Source organism: Pseudomonas sp. RA_15y_Pfl2_54 (assembly GCF_963971015.1).
Lineage (GTDB): Bacteria > Pseudomonadota > Gammaproteobacteria > Pseudomonadales > Pseudomonadaceae > Aquipseudomonas > Aquipseudomonas baetica_A.
In genome coordinates this window covers 68583-85685 of sequence record NZ_CAXAPN010000004.1, presented here as the reverse complement: position 1 = coordinate 85685, position 17103 = coordinate 68583, and the positions used below count along the sequence as shown (strand labels likewise).

General features: G+C 59.4%; 14 protein-coding genes and 1 pseudogene. 3 read left to right on the top strand and 12 right to left on the bottom strand.

All coding sequences use genetic code 11. The features are described from left to right. The gene (locus AACY50_RS04265) at positions 1-597 is read right to left on the bottom strand and encodes a MarC family protein (RefSeq protein WP_221732815.1); all 597 of its coding nucleotides are present in this window, start codon (positions 595-597) and stop codon (positions 1-3) included. Between the two features lie 235 nt (positions 598-832). Between AACY50_RS04265 and AACY50_RS04260 the strand changes: the two genes are divergently transcribed. From AACY50_RS04260 to AACY50_RS04250, 3 genes are read left to right on the top strand one after another with little or no spacing between them, the layout of a single operon-like run. Then, complete coding sequence (locus AACY50_RS04260) at positions 833-1633, top strand: hypothetical protein (RefSeq protein ID WP_339431838.1); 801 nt, start codon at positions 833-835, stop codon at positions 1631-1633. Positions 1634-1654: 21 nt separating this feature from the next. Further along, the gene (locus AACY50_RS04255) at positions 1655-2392 is read left to right on the top strand and encodes a hypothetical protein (RefSeq protein ID WP_339538200.1); all 738 of its coding nucleotides are present in this window, start codon (positions 1655-1657) and stop codon (positions 2390-2392) included. Beyond that, positions 2389-3030, top strand: coding sequence for a hypothetical protein (locus tag AACY50_RS04250; RefSeq protein ID WP_339538199.1), 642 nt, complete (start codon positions 2389-2391; stop codon positions 3028-3030). Before AACY50_RS04255 ends, AACY50_RS04250 begins: the two co-directional genes overlap by 4 nt. Positions 3031-3052: 22 nt before the next feature. Here AACY50_RS04250 and AACY50_RS04245 read toward each other — a convergent pair whose 3' ends face one another. From AACY50_RS04245 to AACY50_RS28665, 11 genes and pseudogenes are all read right to left on the bottom strand, one after another. Further along, a complete protein-coding gene (locus AACY50_RS04245; protein ID WP_339431841.1) occupies positions 3053-5827 on the bottom strand; it encodes a hybrid sensor histidine kinase/response regulator in 2775 nt (924 codons plus the stop codon). A 99-nt stretch (positions 5828-5926) separates the two neighbouring features. Continuing rightward, complete coding sequence (gene purD, locus AACY50_RS04240; RefSeq protein WP_339431842.1) at positions 5927-7222, bottom strand: phosphoribosylamine--glycine ligase; 1296 nt, start codon at positions 7220-7222, stop codon at positions 5927-5929. Positions 7223-7395: 173 nt separating this feature from the next. Next, positions 7396-9003 carry a bifunctional phosphoribosylaminoimidazolecarboxamide formyltransferase/IMP cyclohydrolase gene (gene purH, locus AACY50_RS04235; protein WP_339431843.1) on the bottom strand — a complete coding sequence of 536 codons (1608 nt, stop codon included), beginning with the start codon at positions 9001-9003 and terminating at the stop codon, positions 7396-7398. An 82-nt stretch (positions 9004-9085) separates the two neighbouring features. Continuing rightward, positions 9086-9406 (bottom strand): DNA-binding transcriptional regulator Fis, encoded by a 321-nt coding sequence (fis, locus tag AACY50_RS04230; RefSeq protein WP_002555375.1) that lies wholly within the window; start codon positions 9404-9406, stop codon positions 9086-9088. Next, the gene (gene dusB, locus AACY50_RS04225) at positions 9403-10413 is read right to left on the bottom strand and encodes a tRNA dihydrouridine synthase DusB (protein ID WP_339431844.1); all 1011 of its coding nucleotides are present in this window, start codon (positions 10411-10413) and stop codon (positions 9403-9405) included. The genes fis and dusB overlap by 4 nt, the downstream gene beginning before the upstream one ends. 185 nt (positions 10414-10598) lie before the next feature. After that, the gene (locus AACY50_RS04220) at positions 10599-11849 is read right to left on the bottom strand and encodes a DUF3426 domain-containing protein (RefSeq protein ID WP_339431845.1); all 1251 of its coding nucleotides are present in this window, start codon (positions 11847-11849) and stop codon (positions 10599-10601) included. A 30-nt stretch (positions 11850-11879) separates the two neighbouring features. Next, a complete protein-coding gene (gene prmA, locus AACY50_RS04215; RefSeq protein WP_339431846.1) occupies positions 11880-12758 on the bottom strand; it encodes a 50S ribosomal protein L11 methyltransferase in 879 nt (292 codons plus the stop codon). Between the two features lie 254 nt (positions 12759-13012). Beyond that, a complete protein-coding gene (gene accC, locus AACY50_RS04210) occupies positions 13013-14371 on the bottom strand; it encodes an acetyl-CoA carboxylase biotin carboxylase subunit (protein ID WP_339431847.1) in 1359 nt (452 codons plus the stop codon). A gap of 17 nt (positions 14372-14388) precedes the next feature. Beyond that, positions 14389-14853: an acetyl-CoA carboxylase biotin carboxyl carrier protein gene (accB, locus tag AACY50_RS04205; protein ID WP_096819740.1), complete on the bottom strand. Its 465-nt coding sequence runs from the start codon at positions 14851-14853 to the stop codon at positions 14389-14391. Positions 14854-14877: 24 nt separating this feature from the next. Continuing rightward, positions 14878-15333, bottom strand: coding sequence for a type II 3-dehydroquinate dehydratase (gene aroQ / locus AACY50_RS04200; RefSeq protein WP_064593231.1), 456 nt, complete (start codon positions 15331-15333; stop codon positions 14878-14880). Positions 15334-15572: 239 nt separating this feature from the next. Next, positions 15573-16079 (bottom strand): annotated as a pseudogene (locus tag AACY50_RS28665) (methyl-accepting chemotaxis protein); the annotation flags it as partial. Between the last annotated feature and the right edge of the window lie 1024 nt (positions 16080-17103).

The following is a 17103-nucleotide window of genomic DNA, read 5'->3' as shown; positions in this document are numbered from 1 at the left end:
TCAGTGCACCAGATACCCTTTAACGCCGGTAAAGATAATCTGCGCTGCCAGTGCGCAAACAAACAATCCCATCAAGCGACTGACGATCTGCAAACCCTGATCGCCGAGAATCCGTTCGATACGGTTGGACAGATAAAGCACCACGCCAACGGTAAAACTGGCCAGCGCAATACTCATGATCGCCGTGAGTTTATCGTCCCAGTGCGGCTGGCTGACGCCCATCACCAACAAGGCACCGATGGTGCCGGGGCCGACAGTCAATGGAATGGTCAGGGGGACGATAGTCACATCCTGCTGCACATTGTCGGCCTGCACTGCGGGTTTGCCCTGTGCCATGCCCAGTGCCGAAATGAACAGCACGCTGCCGGCGCCGATGCGGAACGCATCCACAGTAATGCCGAACACATCGAAAATCACCCGTCCGAACAAGTACAGCAGAACGCTGGAGACCAGCGTGGCGACGGCCACTTTCCAGGCCAGGCGGCGTTGCTCCTTGCGCGAATAGCCACGGGTCAGGCTGATGAAACAGGACAGCACGAAGAACGGGCTGTAGAGAACCAGCATTTTCAGGTAAACGCTGAATAACACGTGGAGCATGGTCTTGGCTCGCAGCAGTAGAGTGTAGGGAGAAGTCTATCAGTCGTTCAAGGACTTGTGGGTATTGTCTTTTAGAGTGTTATGCATAGTTGTTTGTTTGTTTGCTTGTTAGTTGCTGTTTTTTTGTTTTGGTAATTGGTGTTACATGTTTAAGTTTGTGCGTTCTTGGTGGGTTGGTTATTGTTGTTTTCGCAAGTTCATGAGGACTTGTTTAAATGATGATAAGGAATTCGTTATGAGTAACCAAGTAATGCAACAAGGGTTTATTGCTAGCTGCTTAAAAGATATTCAGCAGTATGAGGTCGATCAAGTGCCTGCTATTCATAGTCGCAGTTTTACCTCGGGTATTACCGCAGGGGATGCTGTTGAAGTACCGGGTAAAGGCTCTATCGTGGGTGAAGGTATCTTGTCCTTTACGGGTAACCTCAGTGAGGTAAATCGAACCGATGCGCAAAATGCCTTTCTTTTCGCCAGCCTGGCGGCGAACAAAAAGTATCCTCAGGAAGATCAAGGCCAGGATTGGTATCTTCATTTCCGTAAGGCCATGACCTCCACGGGCTGGACGCCTACCAGTATCTACTACAGTGATCTTGAAGTCGGCGGCACCAGTGTCCGCATGGACAAACTGGTGTTGGAGATTCTGGGCTCTGTTCTCGCGGGTGTCGCAGTGCCCGGTCCGACCAGCGCATTGATGCTGAAAGTGGCAACTGATGCCGTTGCGGCCCTCAGCAAACGTGAGACGGCGTTAACGCTGTATGAACGAAACCTTCTGAATAACGGCGTAGGTGGTATCTCCACCGGTGCCTGTACCGAAGTAAACGGCGTACCCAAAATGGCTGTCGGTGCCGTTCGTTTTCTGCGCAGGAACACATCGGACAAAGTGTTGTTTGTCGATGTGGATATTCGCAACGTAAAAATGTACCGCGGCGAAACAGTATTTGAAAAGAATAATGATGTCGCCAACGCAACGCGCGAGTATATCCGTAATGCATTGGGTCTGAATGCGCTTACTAAAATCGAAGAGTTCGAGATTTAATAAGTAACGCAGGGCAGTCGAATGTCGACTGCCCGTTTTTATATTCAAGGGGATGATATGGTCGACGAATATTTAACGGTGGTTGTTGGTAATTCCATTGTGCTTGTGCCTGAGGCTGATGGTGTGGCGGCTTACGACGATCTGCTCAACTCGACCTTGCTGGCGCAATTGGTGGCTAATAAAAAGGTCGAAAAATCCACCGGGATAAACTGGTATGACGCTTATGTAGGTGTTCTCGATGACTTCTGGTTGCGCCAGAAAAAGACGAAACAGACATGGGAGTTCAGTCTTGACGCCGAAGAACTCGCGCCCGACGTGTTTACTGCCATGTTGACTAACGGTGCTTTGGGTGAAACCCATACAATCGCCACGGTTCTAGCGCGAATCGCAACGTTGCCGGGCGACGATCCCGCGCTCCAACTGCTGCGCCGTTGCATGCAGGCATCAGTTGAGCCCGAGTCGAGCGCAGAGCCAGCGCCGCTGGCGGATGTACGTTTGCTGGTGATATGCGCGAAATCTCCCACCTCGATCACCAGTGCGTATGTCGAGTTCAAAACTCGACGAGTATTAGGCCCCAATCCATTCCAGCAGCCATACCCCACTTGTGATCTGCAAGGTTTGGTTTACGTGCATCACGCTCGGGCAAATCTTTCCGAAACCCTTTACGGCCCTGCGCGTGATGCGATTGCCTTGAAAGTCAGCGGCAAGGTCGCGGGCAATGTTGCGACGTTGACCCTGCCAACGGAGATTGAATCATGACGGATCCGATGACACCGCAAGCAGCGGTGGTGGGTGGTAGCGTTGTGTCATTTGCCGGTGGCCTGCCCGCGTCACACCGAGATGACATCTGCATGAGCACCGCTTATGCACAAAGGGCTACGCGCGCGGCGTTTGAAGATGGGTTATCGGGGGACTGGTTCGAGTACTACCGCAACGTACTCAAGTTTGTCGGTTGGGATGTGCCGAAGCCACAAACCTTGCCGCCCTTGCAGAACAATCTGATGGCCGGCCAGGGCGCGCAGCGGATCTCAACCCTCATGGGCGAGGCGTTTTCCGAGCCCATGCGTCGTGCGCTGGTGGCGATGGAGCGAAACGCATCGGCGCGAGATGTGTTCGAGTCCACCAGCCTGCACGGCAGTGTCGGTATCTTTCAATTGATCCCCTGCATCATGAGCGGGCCGAACAAGGTGGAGATGGGCATTTATTCTCGACAGTTCAAGATTGAGCGCCAGGTGCCCGGATTCCTGTACTCCGAGGATGAATCACTGGTCTGCGAAAGCGTTGAGCAATTTGCAGCCATCACCTTCAACACACTTCACTACGCCCAGTTTCGGGAAAAGGTCAAAAAGTCGGTGATAACCGGCTCGCTTAAATACCTGAGCAGTCTCCAGATTTGATCGAATCGATATACAAGGCCACTCAGAAGGTCGATGCCGTCCGGTTTTGCTGGTCACGCTGTGCGACCCAATGTTCGACCAATTCACGCAACTGCGACAGTTCGACAGGCTTGGACATGTGCCCGTCCATCCCGGCCTGGCGCGCGCGTTCCTTGTGCTCTGCAAGGATGTGCGCCGTCAGCGCGACGATTGGCGTGCGGATGCGTTGGTTGCTGACTTCCCAGGCGCGCAATTGCTGCGTCGCGGAGAAACCGTCGAGAATCGGCATTTCGCAATCCATCAATACCAGGTCGTATCGCTGGGCTTTCATCGCTTGCAAGGCTTCTTCGCCGTTGCTGGCGGTGTCCGGTTGCAGGTTGAGCTTGCCGAGCATGCCGCGAATCACTTTGGTCGAAATCGTGTTGTCTTCGGCGACGAGGATGCGGAAGTCGCTCGGCACTTTTGCCGCCGTGGCGGGGGTGACCACTTGCGGCTGGAACACCACCTGGCCTTTGTTGCGCTGGTTGAGTTCGTCCGCCAGGGTTGTCTTGAGGGTGTAGCCCGCCACCGGTTTGGCCAGAATGCGTTTGATCCCCGAGTTGCGCGCAATGATCTTGCTCGGCGCATTGCTGATGCCGGTGAGCATGATCAGCAGGATGTCGTGGTTCAGGCTCGGGTCTTCCTTGATCTTGGCCGCCAGTTGCATGCCGGTCATGCCTGGCATGTTCTGATCAAGTAGCACCACATCGAAGTAATCGCGCAGGTGCGCCTTGGTACGCAGCAGCGCCAGCGCCTCCTTGCCCGATGGCACGGCGCTGACGTTCAAGCCCCAGGCGCTGCATTGCTGCACCAGTACTTTGCGGCAGGTGTCGTTATCGTCGACGACCAGTACCCGCGCACCTTGCAGCGGACTGTCGAGATCGGAGGTGGGGTGTTCGAGACGGTCGGGGTCCAGTGGCAGGGTCAGCCACAAGGTGCTGCCCTGATTGGCGCCGCTCTTGATACCGAATTCGCCTTGCATCAAACGGATCAGTTGGCGTGCGATCACCAGCCCGAGATTACCGCCCAGACGATTGGCCGAAAGGAAGTGCTTGCTGTGCAGTTCGGCGTGCATCAGGGCATCGCGCTCTTCCTGCTCCATTGGCGCGCCGCTGTCTTGTACGGCAATACGCAGGCGTGGCTTGGCGCTGCGCTCGTCGAGAGCGACGACGATCAGCACTTCACCTTCATCGGTTTTCTTCAGGGCGTTTTCCAGCAGGCTCAGCAACGTTTGACGCAGACGGGTCGGGTCACCGCTGATGACCCGTGGCACTTGCGGCTGAATGAAGCTGATCAGTTCGACGTTCTGTTGCTCGGCCTTGGCCCGATAGATGCTCAGGCAATCGTCGATCAGGGCGTTGAGATCGAATTGCACGTCATCGAGTTCGATCTGTCCGGACTCGAGCTTGGAGATGTCGAGGATCTCGTTGATCAACGTCAGCAGTTCGTTACCGGCACTGTGGATGGTCTGCACGTAGTCGCGTTGCTTGACCGATAACGGCGTGCCGAGCAGCAGTTCGGTCATGCCCAGCACGCCATTCATCGGCGTGCGGATCTCGTGGCTGATCTTGGCGAGGAATTCGGCCTTGGCGTTGATCTCGGCATTGCTGGCGGCCAGGTCGCGGCTGATGCTGAAACGACTTTCGGTGATGCTGCGCTGGCGCTCGCCCAAAGCGATGCTCATCAGCAGGCCGCTGATGCAGATGAACGCCATCAGGGTCATGATCAGGCCTTGCGGAGCGACCAGGGTCAGCCCCAGCAGCGCTGGCAGGATAATCAGTGTGCCGATGTTGAACACAACCATTGCTGCGACGAACAGGCGTGCCGGACGATAACCCTTCTGCCAATGGTAGGAGCCGACCAGCAGCATGCTCAGGCCGGCGAGGGCCACCAAGGCGTAGGTGATGATGTTCAGCGGCAGGGTGTTGACGAACAACAGCAGCAGGCTGCAGATCACGATGAACAGAATGTCGCCCAGCAACAGTTTATTCAGCGGGTGCGGGCCGAGCGGAGCGAAGAATCGGTAGGCGAACATCAAACCCGCCGGGGCGGTCAGCAGCAGGGCCAGATAAGCCCCCGGGGTCTGGATCGCGTGCCAGTTCGGCAGCCAGGGGCCTGCGAGGTTAAGCAACAGCAACAGGCTCAGACTGAGCAGAACTTCGCAGACCGCAAGCCACAGACTGCTGCGAGAGCGGGTGTAGGCGTAGCGGATGAGATTGTGCAGGATCAGCATGCCGAGGCAGCCGAACAGCAGGCCGTAGAGCAGCGTCTGGTTGTGGTTGGCCGCGCTCATCACGGCTGATTGCAAGGTGATGTACGGACGCAACTGATGGTCGGAAACCATCCGCAGATAAACGTCGAGGGGCTTGTCGCTCTGGGGCAGCGGCAACAGGAAGTCACTGCTCGGCAGCGGCCGCTCGGACTGGGGCTGGTCGTTGCCGGTGTTGCGTTGCTCGATCAGCTTGTCGCCGTCCAGCACGTACAGATTGAGGTGTGAAAGGTCAGGGGCGAAGATGCGCAGCACTTGTTCGTGCTTGCCGGGCGCCAGTCTGAATCGCAGCCACAACGCGCCATCGGGCTCGGCTGCCGTGAGGCGGTCAAGGTCGATGGGGCTGAATTGATTGGTGTAGCGGGCTGAGCGGATGTCGCTCAGTTGCAGATTGCCCTGATCATCAAGCAATACCGACCAGCCACTGCCTTGTGCGGCCAGGGCCGGGAGCATGCAGAGCAAGGTCAGCAGCGTGACGGTGAAGCTTATGGCAATCCTGAGCCAGCGCACGGCGAAATCCCTTCGTAGGTTGATGCCAGAATATAACGATGCGCGGCGGCGGAACAGCCCGGCGAGGAACGGTATCCCAGGCCGGACTTGATGCACAGCTTATTCCTGGGTTTCGCCACGTTCACGGGCAATGGCGCGGTAGCCAATGTCCTTACGGTAGAAGCAGCCTTCCCAGTCGATGGCCGCCGCCAGCTTGTAGGCTTGCTGCTGAGCTTCGCCGACACTGGCGCCCATGGCAGTGGCGCAGAGTACGCGACCACCGGCCGTCACCACATTGCCATCCTTCAGCGCAGTACCGGCATGGAAGACTTTGCCTTCCAGGCCTGCGGCTGCGTCCAGACCGTTGATCGCTGCACCCTTGGCGTAGTCGCCCGGGTAACCGCCGGCGGCCAGTACAATGCCGACGCTTGGACGTGGGTCCCATTGCGCTTCAACTTTGTCCAGCGCTTGTGCCAGAGCCGCTTCGACCAGCAGAACCAGGCTCGACTGCAGACGCAGCATCACCGGTTGGGTTTCCGGATCACCGAAACGGCAGTTGAACTCGATGACTTTCGGGTTGCCCGCCTTGTCGATCATCAGACCCGCGTAGAGGAAACCGGTGTAGACGTTGCCTTCTTCGGCCATGCCGCGCACGGTCGGCCAGATCACCAGATCCATCACACGCTGATGCACGTCGGCGGTGACCACCGGGGCAGGGGAGTAAGCACCCATGCCGCCAGTGTTCGGGCCGCTGTCGCCGTCGCCGACGCGTTTGTGGTCCTGGCTGGTGGCCATGGGCAGTACATTCTTGCCGTCGACCATGACGATGAACGACGCTTCCTCACCGTCGAGGAACTCTTCGATGACCACGCGCGAACCGGCGTCACCGAAGGTATTGCCGGCGAGCATGTCGCGCACGGCGTCTTCTGCTTCAGCCAGCGTCATGGCAACGATCACGCCTTTACCGGCGGCCAGGCCGTCGGCCTTGATCACGATCGGCGCGCCTTTTTCACGCAGATAAGCCAGGGCTGGCTCGATCTCGGTGAAGTTCTGGTAGTCGGCCGTCGGGATCTTGTGGCGCGCCAGGAAATCCTTGGTGAAGGCTTTGGAGCCTTCCAGCTGTGCAGCGCCGGCGGTCGGACCGAAGCAGTCCAGGCCACGGGAGCGGAACAGATCAACCACGCCAGCCACCAGCGGCACTTCCGGGCCGACGATGGTCAGGGAAACGTTTTTCTCGGCGAAGTCGGCAAGCTGCTCAAGGGCCAGCACGTCGATGGCGACGTTCTCGCACTTGGCTTCGATCGCCGTACCGGCGTTGCCCGGCGCGACAAAAACCTTCTGTACGCGCGGATCCTGAGCCACTTTCCAGGCCAGGGCGTGTTCACGGCCACCGCTGCCAATGATCAAAACATTCATTTCTAAAACCTCGGATGACGCTCATTCTGGAGGCAGCAATGAAGCTGCTTTTTTGTGGGAGCGGCGGTGCGACGATTCGACTTGCTCGCGAAAGCGCAGTGTCAGTCGAAACCGTTGTCGCTGACAGATTGCATTCGCGAGCAAGCCCGCTCCCACATTTGGATCGCGTTGAATCAGTGACGGAAGTGGCGCATGCCGGTGAACACCATGGCGATGCCGGCTTCATCGGCCGCTGCAATCACTTCAGCATCACGCATCGAACCACCCGGCTGGATCACCGCAGTGATACCGACCTTGGCCGCGTTGTCCAGACCGTCGCGGAACGGGAAGAACGCGTCCGATGCCATGACCGAGCCCGCCACTTGCAGGCCAGCGTGCTCCGCCTTGATCGCGGCGATACGTGCCGAGTTCACGCGGCTCATCTGGCCGGCGCCGACACCGATGGTCTGACGGTTTTTCGCGTAGACGATGGCGTTGGATTTAACGTACTTGGCGACTTTCCAGGCGAAGATCAGGTCGTTGATCTCTTGCTCGGTCGGAGCGCGCTTGGTCACGACTTTCAGGTCTTCGCTGCCGATCATGCCGATGTCACGGCTTTGTACCAGCAGGCCGCCGTTGACGCGCTTGTAGTCCCACGCGGCAGCGCGGTCAGCCGACCACTCGCCGCAGGCCAGCAGGCGCACGTTGGCTTTGGCCGCCACAATGGCGCGGGCTTGTTCGCTCACCGACGGGGCAATGATCACTTCGACGAACTGACGCTCGACGATGGCTTTGGCGGTTTCAGCATCCAGTTCGCGGTTGAAGGCGATGATGCCGCCGAACGCCGATTCGGTGTCGGTGGCGTAGGCCAGTTCGTAAGCTTGACGAATGCCGCCTTCGGCGTCCGGGCTCACAGCCACGCCGCACGGGTTGGCGTGCTTGACGATCACGCAGGCTGGCTTGACGAAGCTCTTTACGCATTCCAGCGCAGCGTCGGTGTCGGCCACGTTGTTGTACGACAGCTCTTTGCCCTGCAGTTGGGTCGCGGTGGCGATACCGACTTCGGCCGGTTTGGCTTCAACATAAAACGCCGCGCTCTGGTGCGGGTTCTCGCCGTAACGCATTTCCTGAGCCTTGATGAACTGGCTGTTGAAGGTGCGCGGGAATTCGCTGCGACCTTCAGTGCTCAGTGTCTCGGCAGCCTGGTTCACGGTGCCCATGTAGTTGGCGATCATGCCGTCATAGGCGGCGGTGTGTTCGAAGGCCTTGAGCATCAGGTCGAAACGCTGAGCGTAGGTCAGACCACCGGCTTTGAGGCTTTCGAGGACATTGGCGTAATCGCTGGCGTTCACCACGATCGCTACGTCTTTGTGGTTTTTCGCGGCCGAACGGACCATGGTCGGACCGCCGATGTCGATGTTCTCGATGGCGGTCGGCAGGTCGCAGCCAGGCTTGTTGATGGTGGCTTCGAACGGGTAGAGGTTAACGGCAACCAGATCGATGGGCTTGATGCCATGCTCGTTCATGATCGCGTCGTCGATACCGCGACGGCCGAGAATGCCGCCGTGGATTTTCGGGTGCAGGGTTTTCACCCGACCGTCCATCATCTCTGCGAAACCGGTGTAATCCGCGACTTCCACTGCGGCAACGCCGTTGTCCTGCAGCAGCTTGAACGTCCCGCCGGTGGAGAGGATCTCGACGCCCAGCGCTTCTAGCTCCTTGGCGAATTCGAGGATCCCGGTCTTGTCGGAAACGCTGATCAAGGCGCGGCGGATCGGCAGGCGGGTAGTCTGGTCGGTCATCTCAATTTCCATCAAAAGCAAAGGAAGTCAGCAAAAAAGGCGACCGGTTTTACGCGGGCGCCTTTCTGGTTTGATTGAATGCTTACAGCAGATCGTACTGCTTGAGTTTCTTGCGCAGTGTGCCGCGGTTAAGTCCCAGCAGCTCACTGGCCTTGGTCTGGTTGCCCTTGACGTAGTTCATCACGCTTTCGAGCAGGGGAGCCTCGACTTCGGAGAGCACCAGGTTATACACGTCCGTGACGGACGCGCCCTCAAGGTGGGCGAAATAATTGTGCAGCGCCTTCTCGACACTCCCGCGAAGGGTCTGACCTTCTTCGCTCGGGGTGTTGAGGTGCTGTTTCAAATTCACGTTGTCGCTCACGGGTGTTGTTCCACTCACTAAAGTCTCGGTCATCATCGTCATGCGGCCACCCCTTCTTCGTCCCCTGTCAGGCTCTTGTAACGCTCGGCGAAGAACTCCCGAACGTTGGCGCATTGTGTTTCCGTACCATCCAAACGATTGAAGTGGGCGCGAAACTCCCTGGCGCCCGGCAAGGTTGCGAGATACCAGCCCACATGCTTTCGAGCAATGCGTACGCCCATCACGTCTCCATAGAAAGCGTGAAGTGCGGCCAGATGCTCAAGCAGAATGCGTTCCACTTCGACCAGCTTCGGCGCCGGCAATTTCTCGCCGGTACGCAGGAAGTGATCGATCTCGCGAAAAATCCATGGCCGCCCTTGAGCGGCACGGCCTACCAACAGGCCATCGGCACCGGTCGCGTCAAGCACGTAACGGGCCTTTTCCGGTGAATCGATATCGCCATTGGCAAATACCGGGATCGACACGGCCTGCTTGATCGCGGCAATCGTGTCGTACTCGGCAACGCCGGTGTACAGATCGGCGCGAGTGCGGCCATGCACTGCCAGCGCGGTGATCCCGGCCTGCTCGGCGATCTTCGCCACGGTCAGGCCGTTCTTGTTGTCGCGATCCCATCCGGTGCGGATCTTCAGGGTGACCGGCACATCAACCGCGGCCACGACGGCCTGCAGGATCTCGGTCACCAATGCTTCATCTTTCAATAACGCGGAGCCGGCGGCCTTGTTGCAGACCTTCTTTGCCGGGCAACCCATGTTGATGTCAATAATCTGTGCGCCCAATTCGACGTTGGCCCGTGCCGCCTCTGCCAGCATTTGCGCGTCGCCACCGGCAATCTGCACCGAGCGTGGCTCGGGATCGCCTTCGTGGATCATGCGCATGCGCGACTTGCGGGTATTCCACAGGCTCATGTCACTGGTGACCATTTCCGAGACCACAAGCCCTGCGCCCAGACGCTTGCAGAGCTGACGAAAGGGCTGATCGGTGACCCCCGCCATCGGGGCGAGAATCAAGCCGTTCTGCAATGTGTATGGGCCGATGCGTACCGCCGACATAGGACTTCCCTGAAGTGGGGCCGGATCATGAGAGTTCGAAAAAGGGTTGGCATGATACCCGCTCTCGATGACTGGATAAAGGCTGAATTGAACAAAATCTGAACAGTTAATCTGTTATCGCCAGCGGTTTGGTTGGGCACGGCGCAGTCAGAAAACTGCCGTCAATCAGGAAACGATGAAGCGGTTCACTCGGGCGAGTGAAAACTCAGGCTGTAATTCACCGCTTTCGGGCCTGGGTCGAGAATGTCCAGCGCGATGTGGATCGGTGTTTGTGGCGGCATTTCCGCCAGACCTTCCAGGTCGCCGCTGAGGTATTCCCCCGGTTTGAAGCGACGACTGGCGATCAGATGACCGTTGAGGTCGGCAAAACGCAGTTCCAGTAGCGGGAACGGCTGGGAGAACGTCGCGCGGTTATAGATGATCGCGTCGACGACCAGTGCGCCGCTGAACTCGGGATGACTGCGCACGACCAGATTGCTGCTCTTGATTCGGGCGATATCGACCTTGGACGGCACCGTGCAACCGATCTGCGGGCAGAGTTGCTGGAACCACGGGCGGTATTGATCCTGGCGCGCCAGCTCATCGAAATGATAGGCGATGTATTGGCCGGCGAGGGCGCCGGCTGCCAGTAGCACCAACAGCATCCATAGCAGGCGGCGGCCCCACGGTGAGCGGCGTTTCTGCCAGTCCAGTTGCAGCGGGTCGTCGGTCAGGTCTTGCAGGACTTCGCTGCGCTCGCGTTTTTTGCGTTGCGGTTCGATCAACGGCAGATCGTCGTCATCGGCTTCGTGACTGGCGGACCGGCGTTCGCGGCGGGCATTCGGATCGATTGGGTCGTGCAGGCGCAGTTGCGGGATCGCGGGTTCGTCATCCAGCTCCACCGGTTCCAGCGACAGCGATGGCTCGGTCCGCGCCGATTTGACTGGCTCGATGTCGACGATATCCTTTTCTGCTTCGGGTCCCGGCGTTCGCTCGTCAGCGGGTGCGCTGAACAGGCTGTCGGGCCATGTCGACTCTTCCGGCTCGTGACTGTCGCGACGGGCGCTCAGGGCGTCTTCGCGCGGGCGACCGAGTTCGCTGGCTGGCTGAATTTCCCGTTGTTCGAGGCGGGCGAGCTCTTCATCCAGATCCAGGCTGTCGAGATCCAGCTCCGAGGCGCTCCACTGCTTTTGGCTGATGGCGCGCGGCGCGGGCGGTTCGACGATGGCTGGTGGCTCGATAGCCGGTAGCTCTTCGGCGGGCGGCGCTTCAATCGGCGGTGCGACCGGCATCACCGCGTCCTTGCCGGCGTGTTGCTCAAGCAGCTGTTTGGCGGCATTGAATACTTGCAGGCAGGCGCCGCAGCGAACCACCCCGCGGGCCACGCTCAATTGAGCATGGCTGACACGGAAACTGGTTTGGCAATGCGGACACTGGGTGACGAAGCTGTCGGTCATGCGGCGATCCGGATTATGCAGGCGGCCATTCTAGCGCCGACGTCCGGTGATGCGCACCCAGCCATCGCGATTGGCGATCGGGTCGAGGTCGAAGTCCTGAGCATACGCGGCAGCGACTTCTTCACCTTGTTCGGCAAGAATGCCCGACAGCGCCAGGCGCCCGCCGGACTTGACCAGGCTGGACAGTTGCGGGGCCAGCGAAACCAGCGGCCCGGCGAGGATATTGGCGACCAGCACGTCAGCTTTGACCTGCGGCAGATCTTCCGGCAGGTACAGCGGGAACAGCTCTTCGGCGATGTTGTTGCGTCCGGCGTTGTCACGCGAAGCTTCCAGTGCCTGCACGTCAATGTCGGTACCGACGGCTTCTTTCGCACCGAGCAGCAGGGCGGCGATGGCCAGAATCCCCGAGCCGCAGCCGAAATCCAGCACATTGCAGTCTTTCAGGTCCTGACCGTCGAGCCATTCCAGGCACAGCGCGGTGGTCGGGTGGGTGCCGGTGCCGAAGGCCAGGCCCGGGTCCAGCAGCAGATTGACCGCGTCAGGCTCGGGCGCGGCGTGCCAGCTCGGCACGATCCACAGGCGCTGACCGAAGCGCATTGGCTGGAAACCGTCCATCCAGCTGCGTTCCCAGTCCTGGTCTTCGATGACTTCGCTGTGATGCTCCGGCAGCGGGCTGCCGGTCAGCAGTTCCAGGTGGGCCAGTACCGGTGCGGGTTCGGTGCCGCCCTCGAACAGGGCCAGCAGATGTGTGTGCGCCCACAGCGGGGTGGTGTTGAGTTCCGGCTCGAAGATCGGCTGATCTTCGGCGTCCATGAAGGTCACCGATACGGCGCCGACTTCAAGGAACGCGTCTTCGTAGGTTTCGGCTTGTTCCGGGCTGATGGCCAGACGTACTTGCAGCCAAGGCATGGCGGGCACCTTTGAAAAAATATGATTGCAGCCTAGCGGCCAGCGAGAAGCGCGCAAGTTTACGCGAGCGCGCAGGTTTTGTGGGAGCGGCATTGCACCCTGTGTGGGGCTTGCTCGCGAAAGCGGTGTGCCAGACAAATAAATGTATCTGATACACCGCATTCGTGAGCAAGCCCGCTCCCGCAAGGGGTATTTGAAAACTGTAGAAACAACAAAGCCGCCCGAAGGCGGCTCTGTCAGGTGCGGGCTGAAGCTTAGTGCTTCTCGCCTGCCAGCTTGTGCTCGAGGTAGTGAATGTTCACCCCCCCTTTGCAGAAGCCTTCATCACGCACCAGATCACGGTGCAGCGGGATGTTGGTCTTGATCCCGTCAACCACGATTTCGTCCAGGGCATTGCGCATGCGAGCCATGGCTTCGTCGCGGGTGGCGCCGTAAGTGATCAGTTTGCCGATCAGCGAGTCGTAGTTCGGCGGAACCGCATAACCGCTGTACAGGTGCGAATCGACGCGAACGCCGTTGCCGCCTGGGGCGTGGAAATGCTTGACCGTGCCCGGGCTCGGCATGAAGGTTTTCGGGTCTTCAGCGTTGATCCGGCATTCCAGCGAGTGACCGCGGATCACCACGTCATCCTGCGTGAACGACAGCTTGTTGCCAGCGGCGATGCTGAGCATCTCCTTGACGATGTCGATACCGGTGACCATTTCCGAAACCGGGTGCTCCACCTGAACACGGGTGTTCATTTCGATGAAGTAGAAACGACCGTTTTCGTACAGGAACTCGAAAGTGCCCGCGCCACGGTAACCGATGTCGATGCACGCCTTGACGCAGCGAGCCAGAACTTCCTGGCGAGCCTGCTCGTCGATGCCCGGTGCCGGCGCTTCTTCGAGAACCTTCTGGTGACGACGTTGCAGCGAGCAATCGCGGTCGCCCAGATGGATGGCCTGGCCTTGGCCGTCGGACAGCACCTGTACTTCGACGTGACGCGGATTGGTCAGGAATTTTTCCAGATAGACCATCGGGTTGCCGAACGCCGCGCCTGCTTCGGAGCGGGTCAGTTTTGCCGAGGCGATCAGGTCTTCTTCCTTGTGCACTACGCGCATGCCGCGACCACCGCCGCCGCCAGCGGCTTTGATGATCACCGGGTAACCGACTTCACGACCAATGCGCAGCGCCGTTTCTTCGTCTTCCGGCAACGGGCCGTCGGAACCTGGAACGGTTGGCACGCCTGCTTCGATCATCGCGTGCTTGGCCGATACCTTGTCGCCCATCAGGCGAATGGTGTCGGCTTTCGGGCCGATGAAAGCGAAGCCGGAGTTCTCGACCTGCTCGGCAAAATCGGCGTTTTCCGCGAGGAAACCGTAGCCTGGGTGAATGGCGGTAGCGCCAGTCACTTCAGCGGCAGCGATAATGGCCGGGATGTGCAGATAAGACTGGGCGGCAGACGCCGGGCCGATGCAGACGGATTCGTCTGCCAGACCCAGGTGCATCAGCTCTTTATCGGCCTTGGAGTAAACGGCGACGGTCTTGATGCCCATCTCTTTGCAGGCACGCAGAATCCGCAGGGCGATCTCACCGCGGTTCGCGATCAGAACTTTTTCCAACTTCGCAGTCATCAAAGGCTCTCCGCAGTTCAAACGATGGTGAACAGCGGTTGGTCGTACTCAACCGGCTGGCCGTCTTCGACGAGGATGGACTCGATCACACCGCTGGTTTCAGCTTCGATGTGGTTCATCATCTTCATGGCTTCAACGATGCACAGGGTGTCGCCTTTCTTCACGGTCTGGCCGACTTCGACGAAGGACGGCGAGGTTGGCGAAGACTTGCGGTAGAAAGTGCCGACCATCGGCGAGCGGGCAACGGTGCCGTTCAGCGCTGGAGCAGCAGCGGCAGCCGGGGCGGCAGCAGCCACCGGAGCAGCAGCAGCGACAGGTGCAGCGGCCGGCGCTTGCATCGGAGCTGGCGCGTAGTACTGCTGAGCCGGGGTCTTGCTGTGGCGGCTGATACGTACGGACTCTTCGCCTTCCTTGATCTCGAGCTCGTCGATGCCGGACTCTTCCAGCAATTCGATCAGTTTCTTAACTTTACGGATATCCATGAATCATCAACTCCCAAGGGTCGGTCAGGGGCGTATAGCTTGGTGTTCAAGCTGCTCTAGTGCAGCCTCCAGGGCCAGTCGGTAACCGCTGGCGCCAAGGCCGCAGATCACTCCTACCGCTACGTCGGAGAAGTAAGAGTGATGGCGGAAAGGTTCGCGTTTGTGCACGTTGGACAAATGCACTTCGATGAATGGGATGCTCACTCCCAGCAGCGCGTCACGTAATGCGACACTTGTGTGCGTAAAAGCCGCTGGATTGATCAGGATGAAGTCCACCCCTTCGCCGCGAGCGGCGTGGATGCGGTCGATCAATTCGTACTCGGCATTGCTTTGCAGATACAGCAGATGATGGCCTGCTTCGCGGGCGCGGCGTTCCAGGTCCTGATTGATCTGCGCCAGGGTCGTCGACCCATAGGTGCCCGGTTCACGGGTGCCGAGCAGGTTCAGGTTGGGGCCGTGCAGCACCAGTAGGGTTGCCATCCGCGTAGTCCTTGTCATGAGTGAGCAATCGTCAGAACCCGGCGACTATGCCGCAAAGGCTTTGTGACTGTCCAGTTCTATGCAATAGCCAGCACGATGGCCGATGTTTGCGCGAAATTTGTGACCGTGTCATTAAGTCCGGTCATTTGTGATGGTTGGAAGCCTTCGTGAGCAAGCTCGCACACAGGATTGTGAACAACACCGATTGATTGTGGGAGATTGCCCGCAAAGGCGATCGATCAAACGCGGAAGGCCTGAACGGCTGTATGCAGTTGCCCGCCCAGCACCAGCAGGTTCTCACCCTGTTCACGTCCCTGACCGATTCGCAGCAAGTTATCCCCACCCAGTTGATGAATCCGTTCGCTGTGATCGCGAATCTCGCTGACCGCGCCGCTCTGCTGGGCGGTGACATCGGCAATGCGAATTGCCGTGTCGGAAATGGTCTGGATCGCGCCAACGATTTTATCCAGCGCGCCATCCGCCGCTTGCGCCTGATTGGCCGTGGCTTCGGCGTGTTCGACCTGCGCGCGCATGCCTTCGACCGATTGCCGGGCGGCGGTTTGCAGGCCAGCGATCAGTGTTTGGATTTCTGCCGTCGCTCCCGCCGTCCGCTGCGCGAGCGAGCGCACTTCCTCGGCCACCACGGCGAAACCGCGGCCCATTTCTCCGGCGCGTGCCGCTTCAATCGCTGCGTTCAGCGCCAGCAGGTTGGTCTGGTCGGCAATCGAGCGGATCACCGTCAGTACGCCGCCAATGGTCGCCGACTCTTCGGCCAGATGCTCGATCATCTGCGCGTTGCCCTGCACTTCACCCACCAGCGCGTGCAGTCCCGTCAGGCTCTGGCCGATGACGGTCTGGCCGTGTTCGACGGCCAGGCCTGCATGGCGACTGGCATCTGCTGCCTGCTGAGCATCGTCGGCGACTTGCTGGATGGTGGCCTCAAGTTCGCCGAGAGAGTCACGGATCAGCGCCGTATCACCGGCCTGATGTTCGGCGCCGCTGTGCAAATCGTTGCTCAGTTCGGCGAGGGTCCGACTGCTGCCCGCCACTTGCTCGGCATTGCCGCGAATGGTGCCGACCAGATCGACCAGATAGGCACGCAGGCGGTTGAGGGAGGCTTCGATGTCGTGCAGTTCGCGGTTGGTTTTGCCCAACTGAATGTCACGGCTGAAATCGCCTTCGGCCCAGGTCGACAGGGCTGGAGCCAGGTGGGTCAGGGTGCGGGCCAGCCGTCGCTGCAGGGTATCGATCAGCAGCGCAATCAACAGAATCAAGCCGATCATCGCGCCCTGCATGAGTCGCACTTCGCCCTGGATTTGTCCGTGCTGGGCGCGCACCACCGGCTCCAGTCCGGCGATGGCTTGCTGCACGGCGGCGATTTTCAAGCGTGTGGCGCTGCTCAGGTCCGTGCGTTTCTGGATCTGCTCGCGGGTGCGTTCCAGCTCCGCCGGGTAGCGGCCGAGCAGGCTGTTGAGTTCACGCTTGAGGCCGACACCGGCGTCTTCGGCGACGGCTTTTTCGGTGTTCTCGATGCCCATCATCGCGGCGAAGTCATCGCTGTTCGATTCATTGCTGGCGACCACGCCGAGCAGGGGCAGGGCGTCGATCACCTGCGCCTGGGCGCGGATGTTGCTGACTTCTCGCTCAACGTCGGCGGCTAGTTCGCTGCGTCCGCTGCTGACCAGTTTGTCCCGCGCCAACGACAGTTTGCCCACGTGCTGAGACGCGACGAGGAGCGGCGTCAGGTAGGCCGCGTTGCCATTGGCGTAA